The organism is Pseudomonas sp. 8209 (genome assembly GCF_028682105.1).
Lineage (GTDB): Bacteria > Pseudomonadota > Gammaproteobacteria > Pseudomonadales > Pseudomonadaceae > Aquipseudomonas > Aquipseudomonas palmensis.
In genome coordinates this window covers 380,500-399,777 of record NZ_JANIAH010000005.1, presented here as the reverse complement: position 1 = coordinate 399,777, position 19,278 = coordinate 380,500, and the positions used below count along the sequence as shown (strand labels likewise).

14 protein-coding genes are annotated in these 19,278 nt (G+C 64.5%); 1 reads left to right on the top strand and 13 read right to left on the bottom strand.

Annotated features, from left to right (window positions below; genetic code table 11):
* Positions 1–39: 39 nt before the first annotated feature.
* The 13 genes from NP552_RS13420 to yaaA all read right to left on the bottom strand — a co-directional run bounded on the left by NP552_RS13420 (position 40) and on the right by yaaA (position 17,713).
* Positions 40–1,491, bottom strand: coding sequence for a mannose-1-phosphate guanylyltransferase/mannose-6-phosphate isomerase (locus NP552_RS13420; RefSeq protein WP_043860997.1), 1,452 nt, complete (start codon positions 1,489–1,491; stop codon positions 40–42).
* A 33-nt stretch (positions 1,492–1,524) separates the two neighbouring features.
* The gene (locus tag NP552_RS13415) at positions 1,525–2,172 is read right to left on the bottom strand and encodes an alginate O-acetyltransferase AlgF (protein ID WP_043860998.1); all 648 of its coding nucleotides are present in this window, start codon (positions 2,170–2,172) and stop codon (positions 1,525–1,527) included.
* A gap of 12 nt (positions 2,173–2,184) precedes the next feature.
* A complete protein-coding gene (locus tag NP552_RS13410; protein ID WP_054914853.1) occupies positions 2,185–3,348 on the bottom strand; it encodes an alginate O-acetyltransferase in 1,164 nt (387 codons plus the stop codon).
* Between the two features lie 11 nt (positions 3,349–3,359).
* A complete protein-coding gene (locus tag NP552_RS13405; protein ID WP_054914852.1) occupies positions 3,360–4,817 on the bottom strand; it encodes an MBOAT family O-acyltransferase in 1,458 nt (485 codons plus the stop codon).
* A gap of 127 nt (positions 4,818–4,944) precedes the next feature.
* Entirely contained in the window at positions 4,945–6,051 is a 1,107-nt protein-coding gene (locus NP552_RS13400; RefSeq protein WP_058541092.1) for a mannuronate-specific alginate lyase, read from the bottom strand.
* 7 nt (positions 6,052–6,058) lie between these two features.
* Positions 6,059–7,501 (bottom strand): alginate O-acetyltransferase, encoded by a 1,443-nt coding sequence (locus tag NP552_RS13395; protein WP_043861001.1) that lies wholly within the window; start codon positions 7,499–7,501, stop codon positions 6,059–6,061.
* Between the two features lie 11 nt (positions 7,502–7,512).
* Positions 7,513–9,072: a mannuronan 5-epimerase AlgG gene (algG, locus tag NP552_RS13390; protein ID WP_043861002.1), complete on the bottom strand. Its 1,560-nt coding sequence runs from the start codon at positions 9,070–9,072 to the stop codon at positions 7,513–7,515.
* An 18-nt stretch (positions 9,073–9,090) separates the two neighbouring features.
* Positions 9,091–10,575 carry an alginate export family protein gene (locus NP552_RS13385; protein ID WP_058540863.1) on the bottom strand — a complete coding sequence of 495 codons (1,485 nt, stop codon included), beginning with the start codon at positions 10,573–10,575 and terminating at the stop codon, positions 9,091–9,093.
* A complete protein-coding gene (gene algK, locus NP552_RS13380) occupies positions 10,572–11,960 on the bottom strand; it encodes an alginate biosynthesis TPR repeat lipoprotein AlgK (protein WP_274096808.1) in 1,389 nt (462 codons plus the stop codon). Before algK ends, NP552_RS13385 begins: the two co-directional genes overlap by 4 nt.
* A 103-nt stretch (positions 11,961–12,063) precedes the next feature.
* Positions 12,064–13,230, bottom strand: coding sequence for an alginate biosynthesis protein Alg44 (locus tag NP552_RS13375; protein ID WP_043861005.1), 1,167 nt, complete (start codon positions 13,228–13,230; stop codon positions 12,064–12,066).
* Positions 13,231–13,267: 37 nt separating this feature from the next.
* The gene (gene alg8, locus NP552_RS13370) at positions 13,268–14,758 is read right to left on the bottom strand and encodes a mannuronan synthase (protein WP_370409113.1); all 1,491 of its coding nucleotides are present in this window, start codon (positions 14,756–14,758) and stop codon (positions 13,268–13,270) included.
* 62 nt (positions 14,759–14,820) lie between these two features.
* Positions 14,821–16,137 (bottom strand): nucleotide sugar dehydrogenase, encoded by a 1,317-nt coding sequence (locus tag NP552_RS13365; RefSeq protein WP_043861007.1) that lies wholly within the window; start codon positions 16,135–16,137, stop codon positions 14,821–14,823.
* A 796-nt stretch (positions 16,138–16,933) separates the two neighbouring features.
* Complete coding sequence (gene yaaA, locus NP552_RS13360) at positions 16,934–17,713, bottom strand: peroxide stress protein YaaA (RefSeq protein WP_274096807.1); 780 nt, start codon at positions 17,711–17,713, stop codon at positions 16,934–16,936.
* Positions 17,714–17,845: 132 nt separating this feature from the next.
* On the opposite strand from yaaA, the gene NP552_RS13355 reads away from it, so the two are divergent.
* Positions 17,846–18,964, top strand: coding sequence for a polysaccharide deacetylase family protein (locus tag NP552_RS13355; RefSeq protein ID WP_274096806.1), 1,119 nt, complete (start codon positions 17,846–17,848; stop codon positions 18,962–18,964).
* Positions 18,965–19,278: the final 314 nt, after the last annotated feature.

Below are 19,278 nucleotides of genomic sequence, written 5' to 3'. Positions count from 1 at the left end.
AGCGGGCTTGACCCGCGAAAGGGCCCTCCGGGCTTCAGATCACTGTGCGATGGTCTTGATCGACACCCCGCGCTCCACTGGCGTGGAGCGCCCGTAGATGTCTTCGAAACGCTCGATGTCGTCCTCGCCCAGGTAGCTGCCCGACTGCACCTCGATGATCTCCAGCGGGATCTTGCCCGGGTTGCGCAGGCGGTGCACCGAGGCGATCGGGATGTACGTGGACTGGTTCTCGCACAGCAGGAACACGTTCTCGTCGCACGTCACCTCGGCCGTGCCCGACACCACGATCCAGTGCTCGGCACGGTGGTGGTGCATCTGCAGCGACAGGCTGGCGCCGGGTTTTACCGTGATGTGCTTGACCTGGAAGCGCCCGCCCATGTCCACCGAGTCATACGAGCCCCACGGGCGGTACACCTCGCAGTGGTTCTGGGTTTCGTTGCGGCCCTGGGCGTCCAGGGTGTTGACCATCTGCTTGACCCCCTGAACCTTGTCCTTGTGCGCGATCATCATGGCGTCCTTGGTCTCGACCACCACGATGTTCTCCAGGCCGATCACCGATACCAGCTTGCCGTTGCCGTGGATCATGCAGTTGTGGCTGTCCTGCACCACCACGTCGCCCTTGGTCACGTTGCCGTTGGTGTCCTTCTCGTGCACGTCCCACAGCGACGACCAGCAGCCCACGTCGCTCCAGCCCGCACTCAGCGGCACCACGCAGGCGCGCTGGGTCTTTTCCATCACCGCGTAGTCGATGGAGTTGTCCGGGCAGCAGGCGAAGGTGGCCTCGTCGATGCTGATGCTGTCGCCGTCTTCCAGGCTGCGCTCCAGGGTCAGCAGGCAGGTGTCGTAGATGTCGGGGTCGTGCTTTTTCAGCTCTTCGAGGAAGCGGCTGGCGCGGAACAGGAACATGCCGCTGTTCCAGTAGTAGCCGCCACTTTTGACGAACTCGGTGGCGCGTTTTTCGTCAGGTTTCTCGACGAACTGTGCCACGCGGCTGATGCCTTCGGGCAGCAGGGCGTCCTGGCTCGACTTGATGTAGCCGTAGCCGGTTTCCGGCTTGGTCGCCGGCACCCCGAACAGCACCATTTCGCCGCGTTCGGCGGCCACCGTGGCCAGGGCCAGGGCGCGTTGCAGGGCCTTCTGGTCGTCCAGCACGTGGTCGGCCGGCAGCACCAGCATCAGCTCGTCGCGGCCTTCGTTGACCAGTTTCATGGCCGTGAGCGCCACGGCCGGCGCGGTGTTGCGCCCGAACGGTTCCATCAGGATCGCCTGGGTGTCCAGGTTCAGGTTGGCCAACTGCTCGTTGACGATGAAACGGTGGTCCTTGTTGCACACCACGATGGGCGCGTCCATGCCGTCGAACACCAGGCGCGACAGGGTTTGCTGGAACAGCGTGTGTTCACCGGTCAGGGCCAGGAACTGCTTGGGGAATTGCTTGCGCGACAGGGGCCACAGACGCGAGCCGCTACCACCGGACAGGATGACTGGAATCATGGGTAATCTCCGAACGTTGAAAGGGGCAGTTGATTAACGGGTGGACACAGGGCGCTTGACCCAGACCGGCGACAGGTTGCTGCCACTGCCGGTCACATACAGCACGGCCGCTTCGCCACGTTCGAGCGCAACGGGCTTGAGGTCGCTGACTTTCTTGTCGCCTTCATACAGCGCCAGGCTGACCTTGACCGGGTTGATCTCGCGCTCGCCGCGCGCCTTGGCCGCCACCGGCTTGACCACTTCGGTCTTGCCATCGGCGGTCTTCAGGGTCAGGGCCTGGTCGCTCAGGTTCTGCACGCGTACCAGGGATTTCTGCTTGTTCTTGAACGGCGGTTCCTCGACCAGTTGCGGCTGGCCGCTGCCGTGGTTGACCAGGGTGTAGTAGTGATCGCCCGCCAGCTTGACCGGTACGGTCTGGCTGCCGACCTTGGCGCTGTAGTCGCCCTGGGGCATGAAGCTGAAATCGCTGCTGCCCTGGGCGGCCACTTCGCTGATCTGGGTGTTGCCGACACTGGCGGCCACCGGCTGGTTGCCGGCGTTGTACAGGCGCACGAAGGTCGAGCCCTTGGGCGCGCTGGGGCCATACAGTGCGGCGTCGGCGCCGGCCCAGGCCTGCAGCGAGAGCAGGCTCATGCCGGCGGTCAGGGCGAATGCTTTGGCAATGCGGTGCTTGGTGGTCATGTGCAGTTCCTCTCAGTGTTGCGTCCGATTGGACGACAGGGCCATGTCTTGATTGGCGGTACGGGTTTGCTTCAGCTGGGCGATCCACTGCGGATCGAAGGCGCTGAGGTCGTTTTTCATTGGCAGATAACGTTCCGGGAACTCCCATACCAGCACCTGTGGGGCGCTGGTCTTGAAGGCGTCGGTCTGCAGGTACTTGAGCATCGGCAGCAGCGGGCCATGGCCGTCCTCGGCGTAATTGACCACGTCGCTGCGCAGCGCCTGCTGCAACGCACCGAGGAAGTTCCAGTGCGGGTTGGCGCTGTAGCTGGTGCCGATCAGCGCCACGGGGATCTCGTTGTCGGCAAACAGCGCGTCGTCGCTGTCGGCCTGGTCCTGGGCCCGGGCAGGGCGGGTGGTGCGTTGCTGCAGGCTGTCCGGGGCCGGCAGCAGGTGGCTGAACAACGGGTCCAGCGGCAGGAAGTTGGTGAGGTCGCCCTTGTACGGTGTGGCGGCTTTGGCTTCGGTGACGAACTGCTGCGGCGTGCCGCTGAGCAGGGTCTGGCGGGCCACGGCTTCGGCCAGGTGGCGTGCCACCACCTCGGCGCCCAGTGGTGTCCAGTGGGTGTCGGTGCGCAGGAACACCTGGCCCTGGGCCTTGGCCGCCTGCAGCGGGCCGAGCAGGTCCGGGGCGAACACGCCGGCCTGGCGCGCCTTGGCATGGAACTGGTTGTACAGGTCGGCATGCAGGCTGGCGGGCGTCTGCTCACCGATGTACTCCGGGTACAGGCGGGCCTTGGCCGGAATGATCGCCAGCACCAGTTGCACACCGTGCTGCTTGAGGGTGTCGCGCACGCCGCGGATCAGTGCGAGGTTCTCGGCCTCGAACTGTTCGCTGCCGGCCACCGGCTTGAACTCTTCATCGCTGAACAGCCATTGCTCGCGGCCCAGCACCACACCCGGGCGGCCTTCGTTGAACAGTTTGAAGTCCAGCGCCGCCCAGAGGTTGGTGCCCAGGCGCTTGATCGGGAACTGCGCGTCGTAGTGGGTTTCGGCGGCCTTGGCCAGCTTGCCGTCGAGCAGGGACATCTGCGCGGTACGCTGGAAACTGCCCAGGCCCCCCAGCGACCAGATACCCAGGCCCAGCAGCAGGGCCATGAACAGCACGGCGTAGAGTTTGCGTAATGATCGGGTCATGGTCGGCTCGCTCAGAACTGGAAGTAGAGGAACGGCGAGTAGCTTTGCGCCGAGAGTTTGAGGATCGAGGCCACGAACAGCAGCAGCACCAGCGCGCGGGTCATGTACAGGCCCCAGTCCAGGCTCACGCTGCCGTCGCCATGCACGGCCACCGGGCTGGCCTTGGCCGTGGGCTTGGCGTTGCGGTAGAAGTCGCGCAGGCCGAAGAACGCCAGGCTCAGGTAGGCGATCACCAGGGTGGCCACTTGCAGGCCGGTGAGGCTGGCGCGGTTGAGCTCCGACAGCTGCCATTCACCGAAGCTGAACATGGCGCCGTACATGCGCCCGGCCACGTGCAGGTTTTCGGCGCGGAAGATCACCCAGCCCATCACCACCAGCAGGAAGGTGAAGGCCCACTTGACCGGGTTGAAGCGCTGCGGGTTGGTGTCCAGGCCCAGTGCGCGCTCGATCGCCAGCCACATGCCGTGCCAGGCGCCCCAGATGATGTAGGTGAAGTTGGCACCGTGCCACAGGCCGCCCAGCAGCATGGTCAGGAACAGGTTGCGGTAGGTGGCGAAGGTGCCGCCGCGGTTGCCGCCCAGGGTGATGTACAGGTAGTCGCGCAGCCAGGTGGACAGGCTGATGTGCCAGCGCCGCCAGAACTCGGTGATCGACTGGCTGATGTAGGGCTGCTTGAAGTTCTCCATGAAGCGAAAGCCCATCATCAGGCCCAGGCCGATGGCCATGTCGCTGTAGCCGGAGAAGTCGAAGTACAGCTGCGCGGTGTAGGCCAGTGCGCCCAGCCAGGCGTCGCCGGTGGTCGGGTTCTGCAGGGCGAAGCAGTGGTCGGCGACCACCGCCAGGGTGTCGGCGATGAATACCTTCTTGATGAAGCCCTGCATGAAGCGCGTGCAGCCTTCGGAGAACTTGTCCAGGGTGTGGGTGCGGTGGTTGAACTGGTCGGCCAGGTCGCGAAAGCGCAGCACGGGGCCGGCGATCAGGTGCGGGAAGATCGCCACGAACGCGGCGAAGTCGATCAGGTTGCGGGTGGCCGGGGTGTCGCCGCGGTACACGTCGATGATGTAGCTGATCGACTCGAAGATGTAGAACGAGATGCCGATGGGCAACAGGATGTGGGTGAGGATGAACGGCTCCAGGCCGTACGAGGTCATGATCGCGTTGATGCTGTCGACGCCGAAGTTGGCGTACTTGAAGTAGCCCAGGATACCCAGGTCGACCACCACCCCCAGCAGCAGCCAGCGCTGGGCCGGCTTGGTGCGCACGCCGGCGGCGCCCACCTTGAGGCCGATCCAGTAGTTCCACAGGGTGACCGCAGCGAACAGCGCCAGGAAGTCCACCCGCCACCAGGCGTAGAACACGTAGCTGGCCAGCAGCAGCAGGGCGTTGCGGTAGCGTTGCCCGCTCAGGTAGTACAGGCCGAGAAAGATCGGCAGGAACAGGAACAGGAACACATTGGACGAGAACACCATCCCGATCTCTCCTTGTCGTTATCCACAATCGGGGCAGCAGCCCCCCAAACCCCCCGCTGAAATTGCGGGGGAACCAGATCAAACGCATCGCGGGTCAAGCCCGCTCCCACAGGGATTGCGGTCGTTGCTACTTCTTCTGTTCTGCCTGCGGGTCGTAGACGCGCGTCAGGTCGCCGCCCAGGCGGAAACTCTTGAACGGCTGCATCGCGTGCTTGCGCTTGAGCGCATCGGCGTCGCACTGGTACAGGCTGCACCACGGCTCAAGCCAGGCGTATTTGCTGTCGATCTTCAGATCGTCCATGTCCTGCTTCTGGCCATTGCGCGCCTTGAACGCACTCGGGTCTCTGGCCCCGGACAACACCCGCTCGCCCAGGCGCTTGAGCGCGCCGTTGTTTTCCGGGCGCAGGTCCACGCCGTTGGCCTGGGCGAAGCTGGCGATCATCGACAGCGGCGGCAGTGCGTAGTTGTGGTACGCCAGGGCGCGCTGCTTGCGCTTCATCTCGTTGGGCAGAAAGCCCTGCGCATCGACCTGGTTGGCACCCACGCGGTACTCCTTCACGGCCCAGTCGAACAGGTCGCGGCGATCGGTCGCCACCGCCGTGGCCATCACCGACCAGGCGGCCCAGTACGAGTGGTTGTTGATCTTTTCCAGCGGCAGGTCGCTCCAGTCCTTGACCGTCTGCTCGGCCAGGCGCGCGAACCATTTCTCGATCTGTTCGGCCTGGGCCTGGTGCGCCGCCAGTGGCTGTGCGTTGGAGAACTTCAGGCGCAGGTATGCCGAGCTCAGGCTGCCCAGCGCCCATTTGCGCATCGACTTGCCGGTGTGGTTGTAGTCGGTGGACATCAGCGCATCGGCCTGCGCCCAGGTGCCCAGCCACTGCAGGGTGCAGTCCAGCTGCTGCGGGCGGCCGTCGCGCATGTACTGCATCACCTGCTTGCTGACCCCGCGCTCCAGCGTGGTGATGCTGGCGGTGGAGTCGCGAAAGGCCTGTTCGGATGCCTTGTTCAGCGTCGCGCGGGCCTTGTCCGAGCCTTCGTACTTGCTGCGAAACTGCAGCGCGCCGGTGTAGGGCTTGGGCACGGCCTCACAGGTGAAGTCGTTGGGGCTGGTCTTGGGTTTCTCGATGCCGGCGTAGTAGCCCTGCGGCGGGACCAGCCCGCCGGCCTGCACCGCCGGGCCGAACAGGGCCAGGGCGAGCAGGGCGGGGGTGGCAAGGGTGCGGATGGATGTCATGTGCGCCTCACAGGCCGGCCTGGGCAGCATGCTGCCCGGCGCCGGCGATCGGGTTGCGTGTACACAGCCTGGCCTGGACCTTCTGGCTGCCGCTTTCGGGACCCTGCACTTCCACCGCGAGCAAGGTCTGGTTGGCCCAGTCCTCGTCCTCGCGCAGTTGGAAGGCGAAGCGTCCGTCGGTGTCGGAGGTTTCGGGTTTTTCGATCTTCAGGTCCTCGTGACGACCATTGAGGTACCACAGGGTGGCCTGCAAGGTCTTGACCGACTTGTCTTCGAACTGGATGTCCAGTTGATGACGGCCGTTGACCAGGTTCTTGATCACGCCGTTCTTGCCATTGACCAGCAGCTCGTTGGTGCCCGGCTTGAGCGAGGTGCTGACGCTCATCTGCGCAGGCTTGCCTTCGCAGCCGTTGTCGAGCAGGGCGAGCATCTGGCGCCAGATGGTTTCCTGGTCCAGGCGGTACAGCGGCGAGAACTCCCACACCAGGATCTTGGGCGGGTTGTTCTGGAACTCTTCGCTGCCCAGGTACTGGATCATCGAACCTTCCAGGCCGCCACCGGGGAACGCGACGTTGAGCACGTCGGCGCCGATGTACTGCTGCAGAAAACCCGAGAAGTTGTAGTTCTTGCCGCTGTGGCTGGTGCCCACCAGGGTGATCTGCGGGTTGCCCGAGTCGCCGAACAGGTCGTCGCCGCCACTCTCGCCCTTGGGCTCGGTGACGAACTGGTCCATGTACTGCACCGCGTAGCTGGTGCCGCACAGTTGGCCGGCGACGTTGTGCAGGGTGCCGGTCTTGCCCATGCGGCCGGACGGGTGGCTTTCGAATTCACGCCGCGGGATGTCGGCGAAGGCCGGCATGCTGTGCACGGTGTCGGCCACGATTTTTGCCGCACGCTCGGCGCCATAGGGCGTCCAGTGCTGGTCGCCGCGGAAGTAGAAGTCCTTGCCCTGCTGCGCGGCCGGCAACTGTTCGTTGGTCAGCGGCGACAGGTCGGGCACGTTGTAGCCCATTTGGGCGAAGCGCTTGAGCATGGCCTGGTAGTTGCGCAGGGCCTTCTCGTAGTTGAACGCGGCCTTGTCGGCCGGGTTGAGCATGTTGCGGTTCACCAGGCCACGGGTGGGCTGGTACACCACCACCAGTTCCACGCCGCGCGCCTTGAAGGCATCGTGCACCTGCTGCAGGCGTTTGTAGCCGGCCGGGGTGGTGGTGAACTCGGTGCGCAGGTCTTCGCGGGTACGGAACAGCCAGTCGCCCTGGGCTTGCACCAGGGTGGTGAAGTTCTGCTGGTAGCGGGTGGTGTAGCGGCTGGCATCGTGGGCTTCGGGGCACAGTTGGCAGCACGGCTGGGCGGTGAAGCTGGGCGCCTGCACCTCGTCGGCACGCACGCCGTTGCTGATCGCCAGCAGCGCCGCACTCAGGCCAAGCAGTTTCATCAGATGTGGGGTCATGTCAGGTTTCCTCAATCCGCCATGTCGGTCTGGCGTTCGACCGGGTCGATCAGTACGGCTTTGCCCTGGCGCACCATCAGGTCGAGAATCTCGTCCTGGCGATCGCCCAGCACCCCGGAGAAACTGATGCCGCTGGACTTGCTCGGGGCCAGCATCGACACCCGGTACAGCTCCACGCTCAGGGGCGAGTCGATCGACAGCGGGCCGCTGCCGTTGGCCGCCAGTTCACCGCCCACCACGATCAGCGACACCTTGGTGTCGAATGGGTCCAGGTCGATGTCGCGGTCGGTATCGGACAGGTCCTTGATGTGCCCGTACACACCCACCAGGCCGTTGGCCATGGCGAGGTTTTCGTACAGGCGGATGTTCACGCTGTTGCGCACGCGGATGCCGTGGCGACGGTTGCTGATGACCTTGTTGCCCCAGATCAGGTTGTCGCCGCTTTCGTACAGGGTGATGCCGTCGGTGTGGTTGCGGTAGATCTCGTTGTAGGCGATCAGGTTGTTGACGCTGTTGCGGTCGATCACCACGCCCGAGAGCTTGTTGTCGTAGCTCTTGTTGTTGATGATCCAGCTGTCGTTGACCTCGCGCGAGACGATGATGCCGTGCTTCTTCTTGGTGCCATGCACGGTGTTGCCGGCGATGATCAGGCGGTGCGAACGGTCGTGGGGGTCGATGCCGTACACGATGTTGTCGCGGTAGGTGTTGTCCTTGACCACGAAGTCGCTGGTCTCGTAGCAGTAGAAGCCGTACCACATGTCGCTGAACTCGGAGCCGATGATCCAGCCGGTGGGTTCGGGGCGGCCCATCTGCTTGGCCATGTTGGGCGTGTACTGCGAAATGCTCACGCCGTAGGACTTGCTCTGGGCATAGCCGAAGCTGGCCATGCGGGTGTTGACGATGTAGGTCTCGGTGCCGCCCCACGAGAGCAGGAACGGGCGAAATTCCTTGGGTGTGCGGAAGGTCGCCGGGCCGTTGTCCTTTTCGCGCCAGCCGGTGACGCGGGTGTCGCTGACGAACAGCTTGCCGTCGTTGACGATGAACGCACCGCCTTCCTGGGACAGGCGCAGTTCCTTGACCTTGGCATCGATCTCGAGCACGCCCTTTTGCCCCACCACGATCGGCAGGCGCGACAGGTATACCCCCGGCGCGGTTTCACGCAGGTACTGGGCCGGCACGTGCTTGCTCAGCTCGGTGAAGTCGACATGCCCGTCATCGACGAAGATCGCCTGCGGGATGCCGTGCTGGCGGGCTACCCATTCGGCCATCTTGTTGTCGCCGCCGATGAACTCCTTGAGGGCGTCTTCCTGCAGCATGCGGCGTACCGTGACCTTGCCCTTGCGTGCACGCTGGATCTTGGCCTGCACCGCTTCGGCGGTGTAGCCGCTGAGGTCGGGCAGGGTCGGCGCCGGGATCTGCAACGGCTCGATCGGCGCGCTGCTGACGGTGTAGGTCTTGGCGTGCTGCAGCTCTTTGGCCGGGCTGGCCACGGGCAGGCCGTTGGCCAGGGCGATGCTGCTGGCCAGCAGCAGGCTGCCGGCGATCAGCGTGTTGAGCGGGTAAAGGTTCATGTCAATGCACTCCAGGCATCAGAAACGCCAGATCACGTCGATGAAGGCGCGGTGCATGTACGAGTCCGCTTCCTTGCCATAGGCGTCGCCTGGCTTGAACACCCCACCGCGAAAGCGCACCAGTGCCGACGGTTCGTCGATCGACTGGCTCAGCGCGGCCGGCAGCAGGCCCTGCTTGAAGTACTTGGTGACCACCAGGTCCATCTCCTGGCCGAGGTCTTTTTCGCCCTGGATCAGCGGGCGGTTGATGCCGTCATCATCGACCACTGCGTTGATGCCGCTGCTGCCGATGTTCTGCTTGCCGTCGACGCGCCAGAACTTGTGGTACACCAGGCTTGCGTCGTAGTCGTCGCGCAGTTGCCAGGAGGTGAACAGGGTGGCGGCCTGCAGGTTGCCCAGCTCGCCACGGAAGGCCTCGCCGAAGCGGTGTACACGCGAGCGGGTGCCGGTGAAGTTGGAGCGGTTGCTCTCAAGGCCCGTCTGTTCGAAGTTGCCCGAGCCGTCGCTGCCACCGCCGCCGCTGCCGCGGGCATAGGCCGCGCCGACCTGCCAGTTGGGGTCCAGGCGCAGGCGGATGCCCAGGTCGGTGGCCCAGGCGTTGACATCGCCGCTCTGCTTTTGCGTGGCCAGCTGGTCGCCGTTGGCCAGGGTGGTGGCGCTCAGGCGATCACGGTCGCCGGTGAGCCAGGTGACGCTGCCCCAGTAGTTGACGGTGTTCTGGTTGCGCCAGTTGTAGGCGTCGCTGTTGGCCTCAAGGCCCAGCCAGGTGAGGTCGCCGTTGCGGGTCTTGTCCAGCGGGTCGAGGGTCTCGCCCGGGTTCTTCAGCTTGCCGTCGTCGTGGGTGTGGTGCGCGCGCAGGCCGACCCAGTGGCCGGGGGTCCATTGCGCGGCCACGTCGCCGTAGACGTGCAGGCGGTCCTTGTCTTCGGGGGCCAGGTCGGTGAGGTCGGTGCGGTACTCGCTGAAACGCTGGGCCACGCCGGCGTTGGCGCGCAGCAGGGTGGTGTCGAAGGTCCAGTTCAGCGCCTCGATGTTGGTGTCGCGCCACATGCCGTCGTCGCTGCGCAGGCGCTGGCGGCCCAGGCGCAGCTGCTCGCCGGGGTAGGCGGTCAGGCCGCTGTAGCCGACCCAGAACTCGCGCATGGCCAGGTAGCTCTTGTCCTGCTCGCGGCCGCTGGCGCGGCGGGTTTCGACCTGGCTGTCGTCGTCGGCCTGGCGCAGGGTGTCGGTGTCGATGGTGTCGGTGGCGGTGACCGCCTGGCCCATGGCGTAGGCGCTCCAGTTGCCGCGTTCGCCATACACCCAGGGGCGCAGGTCCAGGCCCAGGCCGTTGACGTCGCCGCCGGAGCGGGTGCCCAGGTCGCGGTCATCCTCGGACTGGCCGGTGACTTTCACTTCCAGGCCGAAGTTCTTCTCGGCGGTCATCGCGGCCAGGGTCGGGCACGACCAGAGCAGGGCACAGCCCAGGCCCAGGCCGGCCTTCATCCACGGGTTGAGTGTCATAGGGATTCCTCGCCGTCTTGTTCGGTGGTGTCCTGCAGGGCCTGCATGGCCTGGGCGCCGGGGCCCTGGCCCATGGCGCCACGGGCCTGGCGCTCCTGTTGCAACAGGCGCTGGGCCTGGGCCTTCTGCGGGGCGGATAGCTGCTGGTCGAGCTCGCCGGCCATCGCCGTCGATTGCTCGCTGGGGTTGGCCTGCGCCAGTTGCGCGAACACCCAGGCGTTGACCAGGTCCTGGCGAATGCCGCGACCTTCGCTGAACAGCTGGGCCAGCGCGTAGTCGGCGCTGAGCTGGCCGCCACGGGCGGCGCGCAGCAGGTGATCGACGGCTTTCTGCGGTTCGACCTGGCCCAGATAGCCACGGCGGTAGAGCTGGCCGAGGTAGTAGTGGGCGCTGATTTCGCCGGCATCGGCGGCGGACTGCAGGTGCGTCTCGGCTTTTTTCGCGTCGGCCGGCACGGCCTTGCCTTCGTAGTAGAGGCGGCCCAGCAGCAGCTCGGCGCGCGGTTGTGCGGCCTCGCGGCCCTTGTCGATGTAGGCCAGCAACTGGTCGCTGTCGCCCAGCTCGGGGAAGCTGTAGAGCAGTTGCGCCAGGCTGACCCAGGACGCGGGGTTGCTCGGTGCGACCTGTTCGAGCAGGGCCTGGGCGGTTTTCTCGTCGGTCTGGCCCAGGCTGGGGTCGGCCAGTACGCGGGCCACGCTGTCGACCCGGCTGGCCGGTACCGCACCGCGGGCATAGGCGGCCTTGAGCTGGTCGATCAGCGCGGCCTGTTGTTCGGGCTGGGCACGCTTCTGGTACACGCTGGCCAGTTCCACATAGCAGATGTCGGTGCTGGCCAGTGCGGCCTTGCAGATACGTTCCACCTCGTCCAGGTGCTGGTCGTAGGTGTTCTGGGTACGGTACAGCAGCACCTGGGCCAGGCCCGCCTCGGGGTAGCCGGCGGCGCGCCATTGGTCGATCTGCTGCTGGGCATCGACGTCGGGGAAACTCTGCGGGTATTGCAGGTAGAGCATGGCCAGCGGGATCAGGGTGTTGCTTTCGCCGGCGGCGAAGGCCTGCTTGAGCAGGCCCTGGGCCTCGTGGCGCTCGGCCTCGCTGCTGTCGGGCTTGGCCACCAGCAGACGGCCGAGGCGGGCCTGAGCGCGGGGCGAGGTGCGGGCGGCGGCGCGGTAGGTGGCCTCGGCCTGCCTGAGCTTGGCCGGGTCACCGGTTTCGACCTGGATATCGGCCAGGCCTACCTGGGCCTCGCTGTAGCCCAGGTCGGCGAGTTGCTGGTAGTTGCGCTCGGCCAGGGCGGTGTCGCCGCGCTTGAGGGCTTCGTTGGCCAGGCGCTGGTCGGGCAGGCCGGCGCAACCGGCCAGGCTGATGGCCAGGGCCAGTGCACCCATCGGTAGGAGCCGGCCTTGCCGGCGAAGGGGGCTGCACGATTCGCCGGCAAGGCCGGCTCCTACAGGGATCGCGGTGTGTTGGGTAGTCACCGGCATGTCCTCTTCAAAGCCCACGGGCCACGGCCTTGTCGATCAGCCAGTCCATCGACGGGCCCCGGTCGCTGTTGACCGACACCGGGCGCCCGGCCAGCTCGCTGGGCATCGGCGCATCCGGCTTGATCTGCACGCGAATGTCCGAAGACAGGTCGTCGCTGTTCTGGCTGGTGCTGCTGACGATGCGACCCTGGCGCACGTCGTCTTCGCCGGCCACCTGGAAGTTGACGCGGGTGCCGGGTTGCACTTCGTCGAACTGGCGGTAGCTGAAACGGGCCTCGATGATCGGGTTGGTGGTGCGCGGGATCAGCTGGAAGATCACTGCGCCCTTGCTCGCGTATTGCCCGTCATCCACCAGTTGCCTGGCCACCACGCAGTCGCACGGGCTGGTGAGGGTGCCGCTGAGCTGCTTGCCGAACAGTTCCTCGACCCGCGCCGGCTCCAGTTGCTGGTCGTCCAGGTGGCCCTTGAGCAGGTCGAGCATGCTGGTGTTGAACGAGGCCAGCGGCGCGCCCTTGACCACCGGGCCGTCCGCCTTCACCAGGCTCTGCACGGTGCCGTCGCGCGGCATGGTGACGTTGGTGGTGGGGACGCTGACCACCCCGGCCTCGGCATGGCTGACGAAGTACAGGCCGTACACCGACTTGGCGATGAACCCGAACGCGGCCACGCCGACCACGAACACGCCGAGGCTGAAGGTGACCGCACGCAGGCGGCCGAAGGCGCTCAAGCCGCCGCCGGTGTCCTTCTGCTTGCGCGCCTTGGTGAAGTTGTCGCGTTGCAGGGTGCTGAGCACGTCGCCGATGCTGATCAGCTCGCCCGACAGGTGCGAGGTGATGATGTGGCGCAGGGTGGCGATGTCGCGCTGTTCCAGGTTCTGGAACTGCACGCCGGTACGACCGTCGGCGACGTTGTGCGAGCGCACCTGGAACTCGATGTCGATGGCCAGGCCCAGGTTGTCGACCACGAACTGCAGGCGGCCGCGCACCACTTCGCCGACCTTCAGCGGGTGGCGGGTGTAGAAGCTCAGGCCACCGGCCGAGAGGTCCTCGACCTTGACTTCGAGGGTCTCGCGGTTGGCCCCCAGGTAGCGCAGCTTGGCGGGGATCTTTACCCGGGCGTGCTGACGCTGGGCTTCGGACTCATGCACGACATTGGCATTCACGGCGGTATTCATGGCGATATGTTCCTGTTTTATTCCGTAGGGCGGCGGCTCACACGACCATGAACAGCACAGCGACGAAGATGCTGGCTGCCGAGAAGGTCATGGTCCGCGAAGACCAGGTGTTGAACCATTGTTGAAAGCTCGCGAGGTCGCGTTTGAGCGCAGTGGGCTGGCGGGTCCAGGACTGCTTGTCGAGGCGGAAGAACACGTAGATCTTCATGATTGCGCCGACGATCTGGTTGTAATAGAGAATCAGCGGGTAGGCCGGGCCGATGGCATGCCCCGAGCACATCAGCATCAGGGTCAGGATCAGGCGGGTGATGCCGATCCACAGCAGGTACACCAGCAGGAAGGCAGGGCCGAACTTGAGGCTGGCGATCAGCGCCACGGTGAGCCCGAGCAGGCTGGTCCACATCGACACGCGCTGGTCGAACAGCACCACGCTGGTGAACAGGCCGAGGCGGCGAACGCCCAGGCCCAGGGCGCGGGAGTTCTGGCGCAGGTTGTTGCCGTACCAGCGGTACATCAGCTTGCGGCTGGCCTTGATGAAGCTCTTTTCCGGCGGGTGCTCAACCGTGTTGATCGCCGCATCCGGCACGTAGAACGTGTCGTAGCCCAGGCGCATGAGGCTGAACCAGCTGGACTTGTCGTCGCCGGTGAGGAACTTGAAGCGGCCCAGGCGCCAGTGCTGCAGCGAGTCGTTCTCGACGTCCTTGATGAACTCGGGGTTGGTCACCACGGCGGCGCGGAACACCGACATGCGCCCGGTCATGGTCAGCACGCGCTTGGACAGGGCCATCGAGCACATGTTGATGTGGCGCTGGGCAAAGCGCAGCTTGTGCCACTCGCTCATGATGTAGCCGCCGCGCACTTCGCAGAATTCGTTGGTGGTCAGGCCACCGACATTCGGGTAGAGCTTGAACCAGGGCACGGTCTTGGCTACCACGCCTTCGCCGAGCACGGTGTCGCCGTCGATCACCGCGACCACTGCGTTCTCGTCGGGCAGGTGGCGCGAGATGGCGCGAAAGCCGTAGGCCAGGCCGTCACGCTTGCCGGTGCCGGCGATGCGCACGAAGTCCAGGGCCACGCGGTCGGGCGGGTTGAACTTGGCCCACAGGCTTTTCACCAGCAGTTCGTCGCTCATTTCCACCAGCGAGCAGACCACGGTGGTGGGGTAGCCGCAGTCGATTGCCTCGCGGATCACCGAGCTGTACACCTGCGCGGTGGTCAGGGCGTCGATGCGAAAGCTGGTGACCATCAGGTACACGTGCGACGGGTCGGCCGCGCTGCCCAGTTTGCGCACCTTGCGTCGCAGCATCGGGTAGACGATGTAGAGGAACAGCATGCCCCGCACGAAGTGCGTGGCACCCATGGAATAACGCCAGATTCCGACAGCGCCGATAAGGAAGATGAAGTCCTTGGAGTCGGGGTCGAAAACGGTCTTGGGCAAGGCCAGGGCGATCAGCATGAGCAGGCTCACGTAGAACAGCCATCCGGCGACCTGTAGCAGGCCGTGCTTGAGCCTTTGCATGGTGTGCATCCGTAGCGAATGAATGGGAAGGAACTGCACGGGGCTGGGGCGACCCCGTGCAGTGGCTGCTGTTACCAGCAGATGCCTTCGGTGCGGCTGGTGGGGCAGGTCGGCTTGCCCATGAAGCCGACCAGGTCGATGACCTGCTTGCCGGCCGGGGCCTGTTGCGCCAGCGCACGGAACTTCTCGTCGCGGTTACCCAGCACGATCACGTCGGCGTGGTTGATCACCTGCTCGAAGTCGGCGTTGAGCAGGGACGAGACGTGGGGGATCTTCGACTCGATGTAGTCCTTGTTGGCGCCGTGCACGCGGGCGTACTCGACGTTGCTGTCGTAGATGTTGAGCTCGTAGCCCTTGCCGATCAGGCGTTCGGCCAGTTCCACCAGCGGGCTCTCGCGCAGGTCGTCGGTGCCGGCCTTGAAGCTCAGGCCCAGCAGGGCAACCTTGCGCTTGTCGTGGCTTTCGATGATGTCGAAGGCGTTCTGCACCTGGGACTCGTTGCTGGTCATCAGCGAGTTGAGCAGCGGCGCCTTCACGTCCAGGCTGCCGGCCCGGTAGGTGAGGGCGCGCACGTCCTTGGGCAGGCACGAGCCGCCGAAGGCGAAGCCTGGGCGCATGTAGTACTGCGACAGGTTCAGGGCCTTGTCCTGGCACACCACTTCCATCACTTCGCGGCCATCGACGCCGCAGGCCTTGGCGATGTTGCCGATCTCGTTGGCGAAGGTGACCTTGGTGGCGTGCCACACGTTGCAGGTGTACTTGATCATCTCGGCCACTTCGATGTCCTTGCGGATGATCGGGGCGTCGAGCTCTTCGTAGAGGGCCTGCAGCACGTCGCCGCTGGCGCGGTCGAGTTCGCCGATGACAGTCATCGGCGGCTGGTCGTAGTCCTTGATCGCGGTGCTTTCGCGCAGGAACTCGGGGTTGACCGCCACGCCGAAGTCGACGCCGGCCTTCTTGCCCGAGCAGTCTTCGAGAATCGGGATCACCACGTTCTTGACGGTGCCCGGCAGTACGGTGCTGCGCACCACGATGGTGTGGCGGCTGCTCTTGTCGCGCAGTACCAGACCGATTTCGCGGCACACCGACTCGATGTATTCCAGGCCCAGGTCACCGTTCTTCTTGCTCGGCGTACCGACGCAGATCATCGACACGTCGCTGTCGCGAATGGCCTGGGCAAAATCGGTGGTGCCCCGCAGGCGCTGGTTGGCAATGCCTTGCTGCAACAGGGCTTCGAGGCCCGGTTCCACGATGGGGGATTTGCCCTGGTTGATCAGGTCGATCTTGGTCGCCGATACATCCACGCCGATCACTTCATGGCCCCGGGCGGACAGGCAGCCCGCACAGACCGCACCTACATAACCCAAACCAAAGATGCTGATACGCATCGCATTCACCTCATGTGTTTATCATGTCGGCGCACAACTAAGCGCCAGACCGGGTTGGTTGACCAGCAAATTCAGGGTGCACGGAAGTATCACGGTTAAACCGCTAACTGCCGGCAGGCAAATTAAATTGGAGTGCGAAAAATAAACGGCACTCAAGTTGGCGGCTAATGGCCATTTACATTAGGGGGTGAGCCCTGGACGGTATCCGTCTTTATTGCAGTACCCACTGCGCGTACTGCTGTGCTTGTTATTTCAAGTGGATTAAATCCTTTGAAATCAACCACTAGGACGATTTTTAAGGGTGCTCTCTCCTGGCTTGGACGCGTAATCTTGTCGAACAATTGCGCGGACAAAAAAGTGCTTTCAAAACTTCCTGATACTGTCCATTTGTCATGTACGTCATCTCTCACATACGTCACGAGATAATCCGTACCGGTGGTATGAGCGAGCCTCAAGGGGATAAGTTCCAGGCTCGCCCGAGTCGCCGTGAAGGATTTTTTAATATTTCAACAGTTGACGATACTTTCACTTTGATAGCACACGGCAGTTTCGTCCCGTGTCTGTAGGGCAAACTTGGAGGGGGATGTTTTTATGCCAGCATGAAAAAAAATTTCAGGATATTTCGTCAGAAAACTACGAACGGTCTTATGACGTTTGGCGATAGGGCTAGAGGGGGTGGTTTTTTGGCGCCACGGGATTGGCGCCTGGCAGGCTGTGAGGACGCCATCGCGAGTCAAGCCCGCGCCCGCAAGGATTCAGGTGATCCCGGGGGGAGCGGGGGGACCCGCGATGCTTTCTACTCGGCCGGGTGGTCGCGCAGGAACACCAGGTTGTCCGGTTTGGACTGCTCGGCACTGTAGTAGTAGCCCTGCACGTCGAACTGCTTGAGCCGCTCGGGGTCGTCGATGCGCTCCTGGGTCACGAACCGGGTCATCATGCCCCGCGCCTTCTTGGCATAGAAGCTGATGATCTTGTACTGGCCATTCTTGAAGTCGCGAAACTCGGTGTTGATCACCCGCGCCTTCAACGCGCTGCGCTTGACCGCCGAGAAGTACTCGTTGCTGGCCAGGTTCAGCAGCAGGTCGTCGCCTTGTTCGGCCAGCGCCTGGTTCAGCCACTCGCTGATGCGCGTGCCCCAGAAGGCGTAGAGGTCCTTGCCGCGGGCGTTGGCCAGCTTGGTGCCCATCTCCAGCCGGTAGGGCTGCATCAGGTCCAGCGGACGCAGCAGGCCGTACAGCCCCGACAGCATGCGCAGGTGCTGCTGGGCATAGGTGAAGTCGTCTTCGCTCAGGCTCTGTGCATCCAGGCCGGTGTACACGTCGCCCTTGAACGCCAGCAGCGCCTGCTTGGCGTTGGCCGGGGTGAAGTTCGGGGTCCAGCTGCCGAAGCGCGCGGCATTGAGGCCGGCCAGCTTGTCCGAGAGGTACATCAGGTCGCTGATCTGCTGCGGCGAAAGTTCGCGCAGTTGCAGGATCAGTTCCTGGGAGTCGTCCAGGTATTGCGGCAGGGTGTGCCGCTGGGTAACGGGCGGGGTGTCGTAATCGAGGGTCTTGGCGGGTGAGATCACCGTCAGCATGAGGTCGGCTCCTTGAATCGTGGCGTCGATTCTACGGGCGGGGGGCGCCGATCTCCAGCTATCGCGCCAATAGCCAAGACCCTGGCGGCGCTTGGCGCTATAGTGCGCGGCGAGAAAATGGAGAGTGTGATCGTGCGCATAGCCCTTCTTTTACTGGCCGGCCTGCTGAGCACGCTGGTGCACGCTGCCCCGATCGAGCTGGCCCGGTTCGACCGCAGCGTGTGGCCCGAACAACTCGACAGCCCGGCCCTGTTCGATGTGGCCTCGCGTGCCGAAATCCTCAGCTTTGCCCGCGTGCTGTATGACAGCGAGGCCCTGAGCGAGGCGCAGCTGGCCGAGCGCCTGAACCTTCGCCAGGTCAACCTGGTGACGCTGAATGCCTTGCGTCAGCGCCTGTGGCAGCGGCTGTGGCGCAACTATGACCTGGCCCAGCAGAGCTGCGAGCAGGACGCCTCGTTCTGCTACGCCATCGACAGCCTGCCGGACCTGCGCCAGCAGGCGGGCAAGTTCAGTGTTGCAGACGATTCGTTCTACGCCGGTTGGGCGCAGCCAAGCCGGCGTTTTCACGAGTACTACCTGAACGAGCAATTGCGCAAGGCGGCGCTGTTTACCCAGACCTCCAGCGAGGTGGAGCGGTTTTCCGACCAGGAGCGCGATGGCCAGGCACTCAACGACCGGCTGTTCGTGATCAGCTTCGATGGCGGCCCGGGGCCGGCTACCGAGGCGCTGACCGACTACCTGCGCCGGCAGAAGCTTGGCGGGCTGTTCTTCGTGGTGGGCAAGAACCTGCAGGCGCGCCGCGACCAGACCTCGGCCGCAGCGCTGCAGCAACTGTATGCCGGGCAGTGCGTGGGGCTGCAGGGCTGGCAGTACAGCTCGCATGCGCAGTGGACCGGCTGGCAGGACTCGGTGGTCTCCAGCCGGGCACTGGTGCAGAGCAGCCTGCCCGAGGCATTCGTGCCGCTGTTTCGCCCGCCCTACGGGCAGCGCCGCGCCGACAGTGCGGCGTTTTTCGCCGGCCAGCAGCTGCAGGTGATGTTGTGGGATATCGACGCCCAGGACCAGGCCGGGTTGAATGCCGAGCAGTCGGCGCAGCGGGTGCTGAGCCTGATGCTGCTGTGGCGCCGCGGGGTGATCCAGTTTCATGACGGCCAGCCCAGGGCCCAGGCGGCGATCGACTGGTTGCTGCAGCACACGGCCCAGAGCGGGATTGGCTGGGGCAACTGCCGGGAATTTGCCGAAACCCCGTAATCGCTGGGCGCGGCGGCACCCGGCGGAAAAAATCGCCAGGCGTTCATCGGGGTTTGATCATTAACTGTAGTGGTGCTTGCGGCTCACGCCAAGGGCTTGACCGCACAACGAAAAATAAACTTCAAAAAAACGTAAAAACGCTTTTTATCGTCACGGGTTTTGCGGTATCAAGAAGTCAGACCGCCGAACCCTGCAGCACAGGTGGCGTACTAATGGCCCCTCCTTTGTTCGCAGCTTCCCTACCGTAACGACGCGGCCAGGGGGAGACCGGCGGTCACTTCGCGGCGCAGCACCGCCCAGGTATTGCGTCGTCT

What these genes read in the sequence shown, in the direction of transcription:
- algG (WP_043861002.1), bottom strand. Translation starts at nt 9,072, where the DNA reads ATGAACCTTTACCCGCTCAACACGCTGATCGCCGGCAGCCTGCTGCTG.
- NP552_RS13395 (WP_043861001.1), bottom strand. Translation starts at nt 7,501, where the DNA reads ATGACCCCACATCTGATGAAACTGCTTGGCCTGAGTGCGGCGCTGCTG.
- NP552_RS13410 (WP_054914853.1), bottom strand. Translation starts at nt 3,348, where the DNA reads ATGACCCGATCATTACGCAAACTCTACGCCGTGCTGTTCATGGCCCTG.
- NP552_RS13375 (WP_043861005.1), bottom strand. Translation starts at nt 13,230, where the DNA reads ATGAATACCGCCGTGAATGCCAATGTCGTGCATGAGTCCGAAGCCCAG.
- alg8 (WP_370409113.1), bottom strand. Translation starts at nt 14,758, where the DNA reads ATGCACACCATGCAAAGGCTCAAGCACGGCCTGCTACAGGTCGCCGGA.
- NP552_RS13420 (WP_043860997.1), bottom strand. Translation starts at nt 1,491, where the DNA reads ATGATTCCAGTCATCCTGTCCGGTGGTAGCGGCTCGCGTCTGTGGCCC.
- algK (WP_274096808.1), bottom strand. Translation starts at nt 11,960, where the DNA reads ATGGGTGCACTGGCCCTGGCCATCAGCCTGGCCGGTTGCGCCGGCCTG.
- yaaA (WP_274096807.1), bottom strand. Translation starts at nt 17,713, where the DNA reads ATGCTGACGGTGATCTCACCCGCCAAGACCCTCGATTACGACACCCCG.
- NP552_RS13415 (WP_043860998.1), bottom strand. Translation starts at nt 2,172, where the DNA reads ATGACCACCAAGCACCGCATTGCCAAAGCATTCGCCCTGACCGCCGGC.
- NP552_RS13405 (WP_054914852.1), bottom strand. Translation starts at nt 4,817, where the DNA reads ATGGTGTTCTCGTCCAATGTGTTCCTGTTCCTGTTCCTGCCGATCTTT.
- NP552_RS13385 (WP_058540863.1), bottom strand. Translation starts at nt 10,575, where the DNA reads ATGACACTCAACCCGTGGATGAAGGCCGGCCTGGGCCTGGGCTGTGCC.
- NP552_RS13400 (WP_058541092.1), bottom strand. Translation starts at nt 6,051, where the DNA reads ATGACATCCATCCGCACCCTTGCCACCCCCGCCCTGCTCGCCCTGGCC.
- NP552_RS13365 (WP_043861007.1), bottom strand. Translation starts at nt 16,137, where the DNA reads ATGCGTATCAGCATCTTTGGTTTGGGTTATGTAGGTGCGGTCTGTGCG.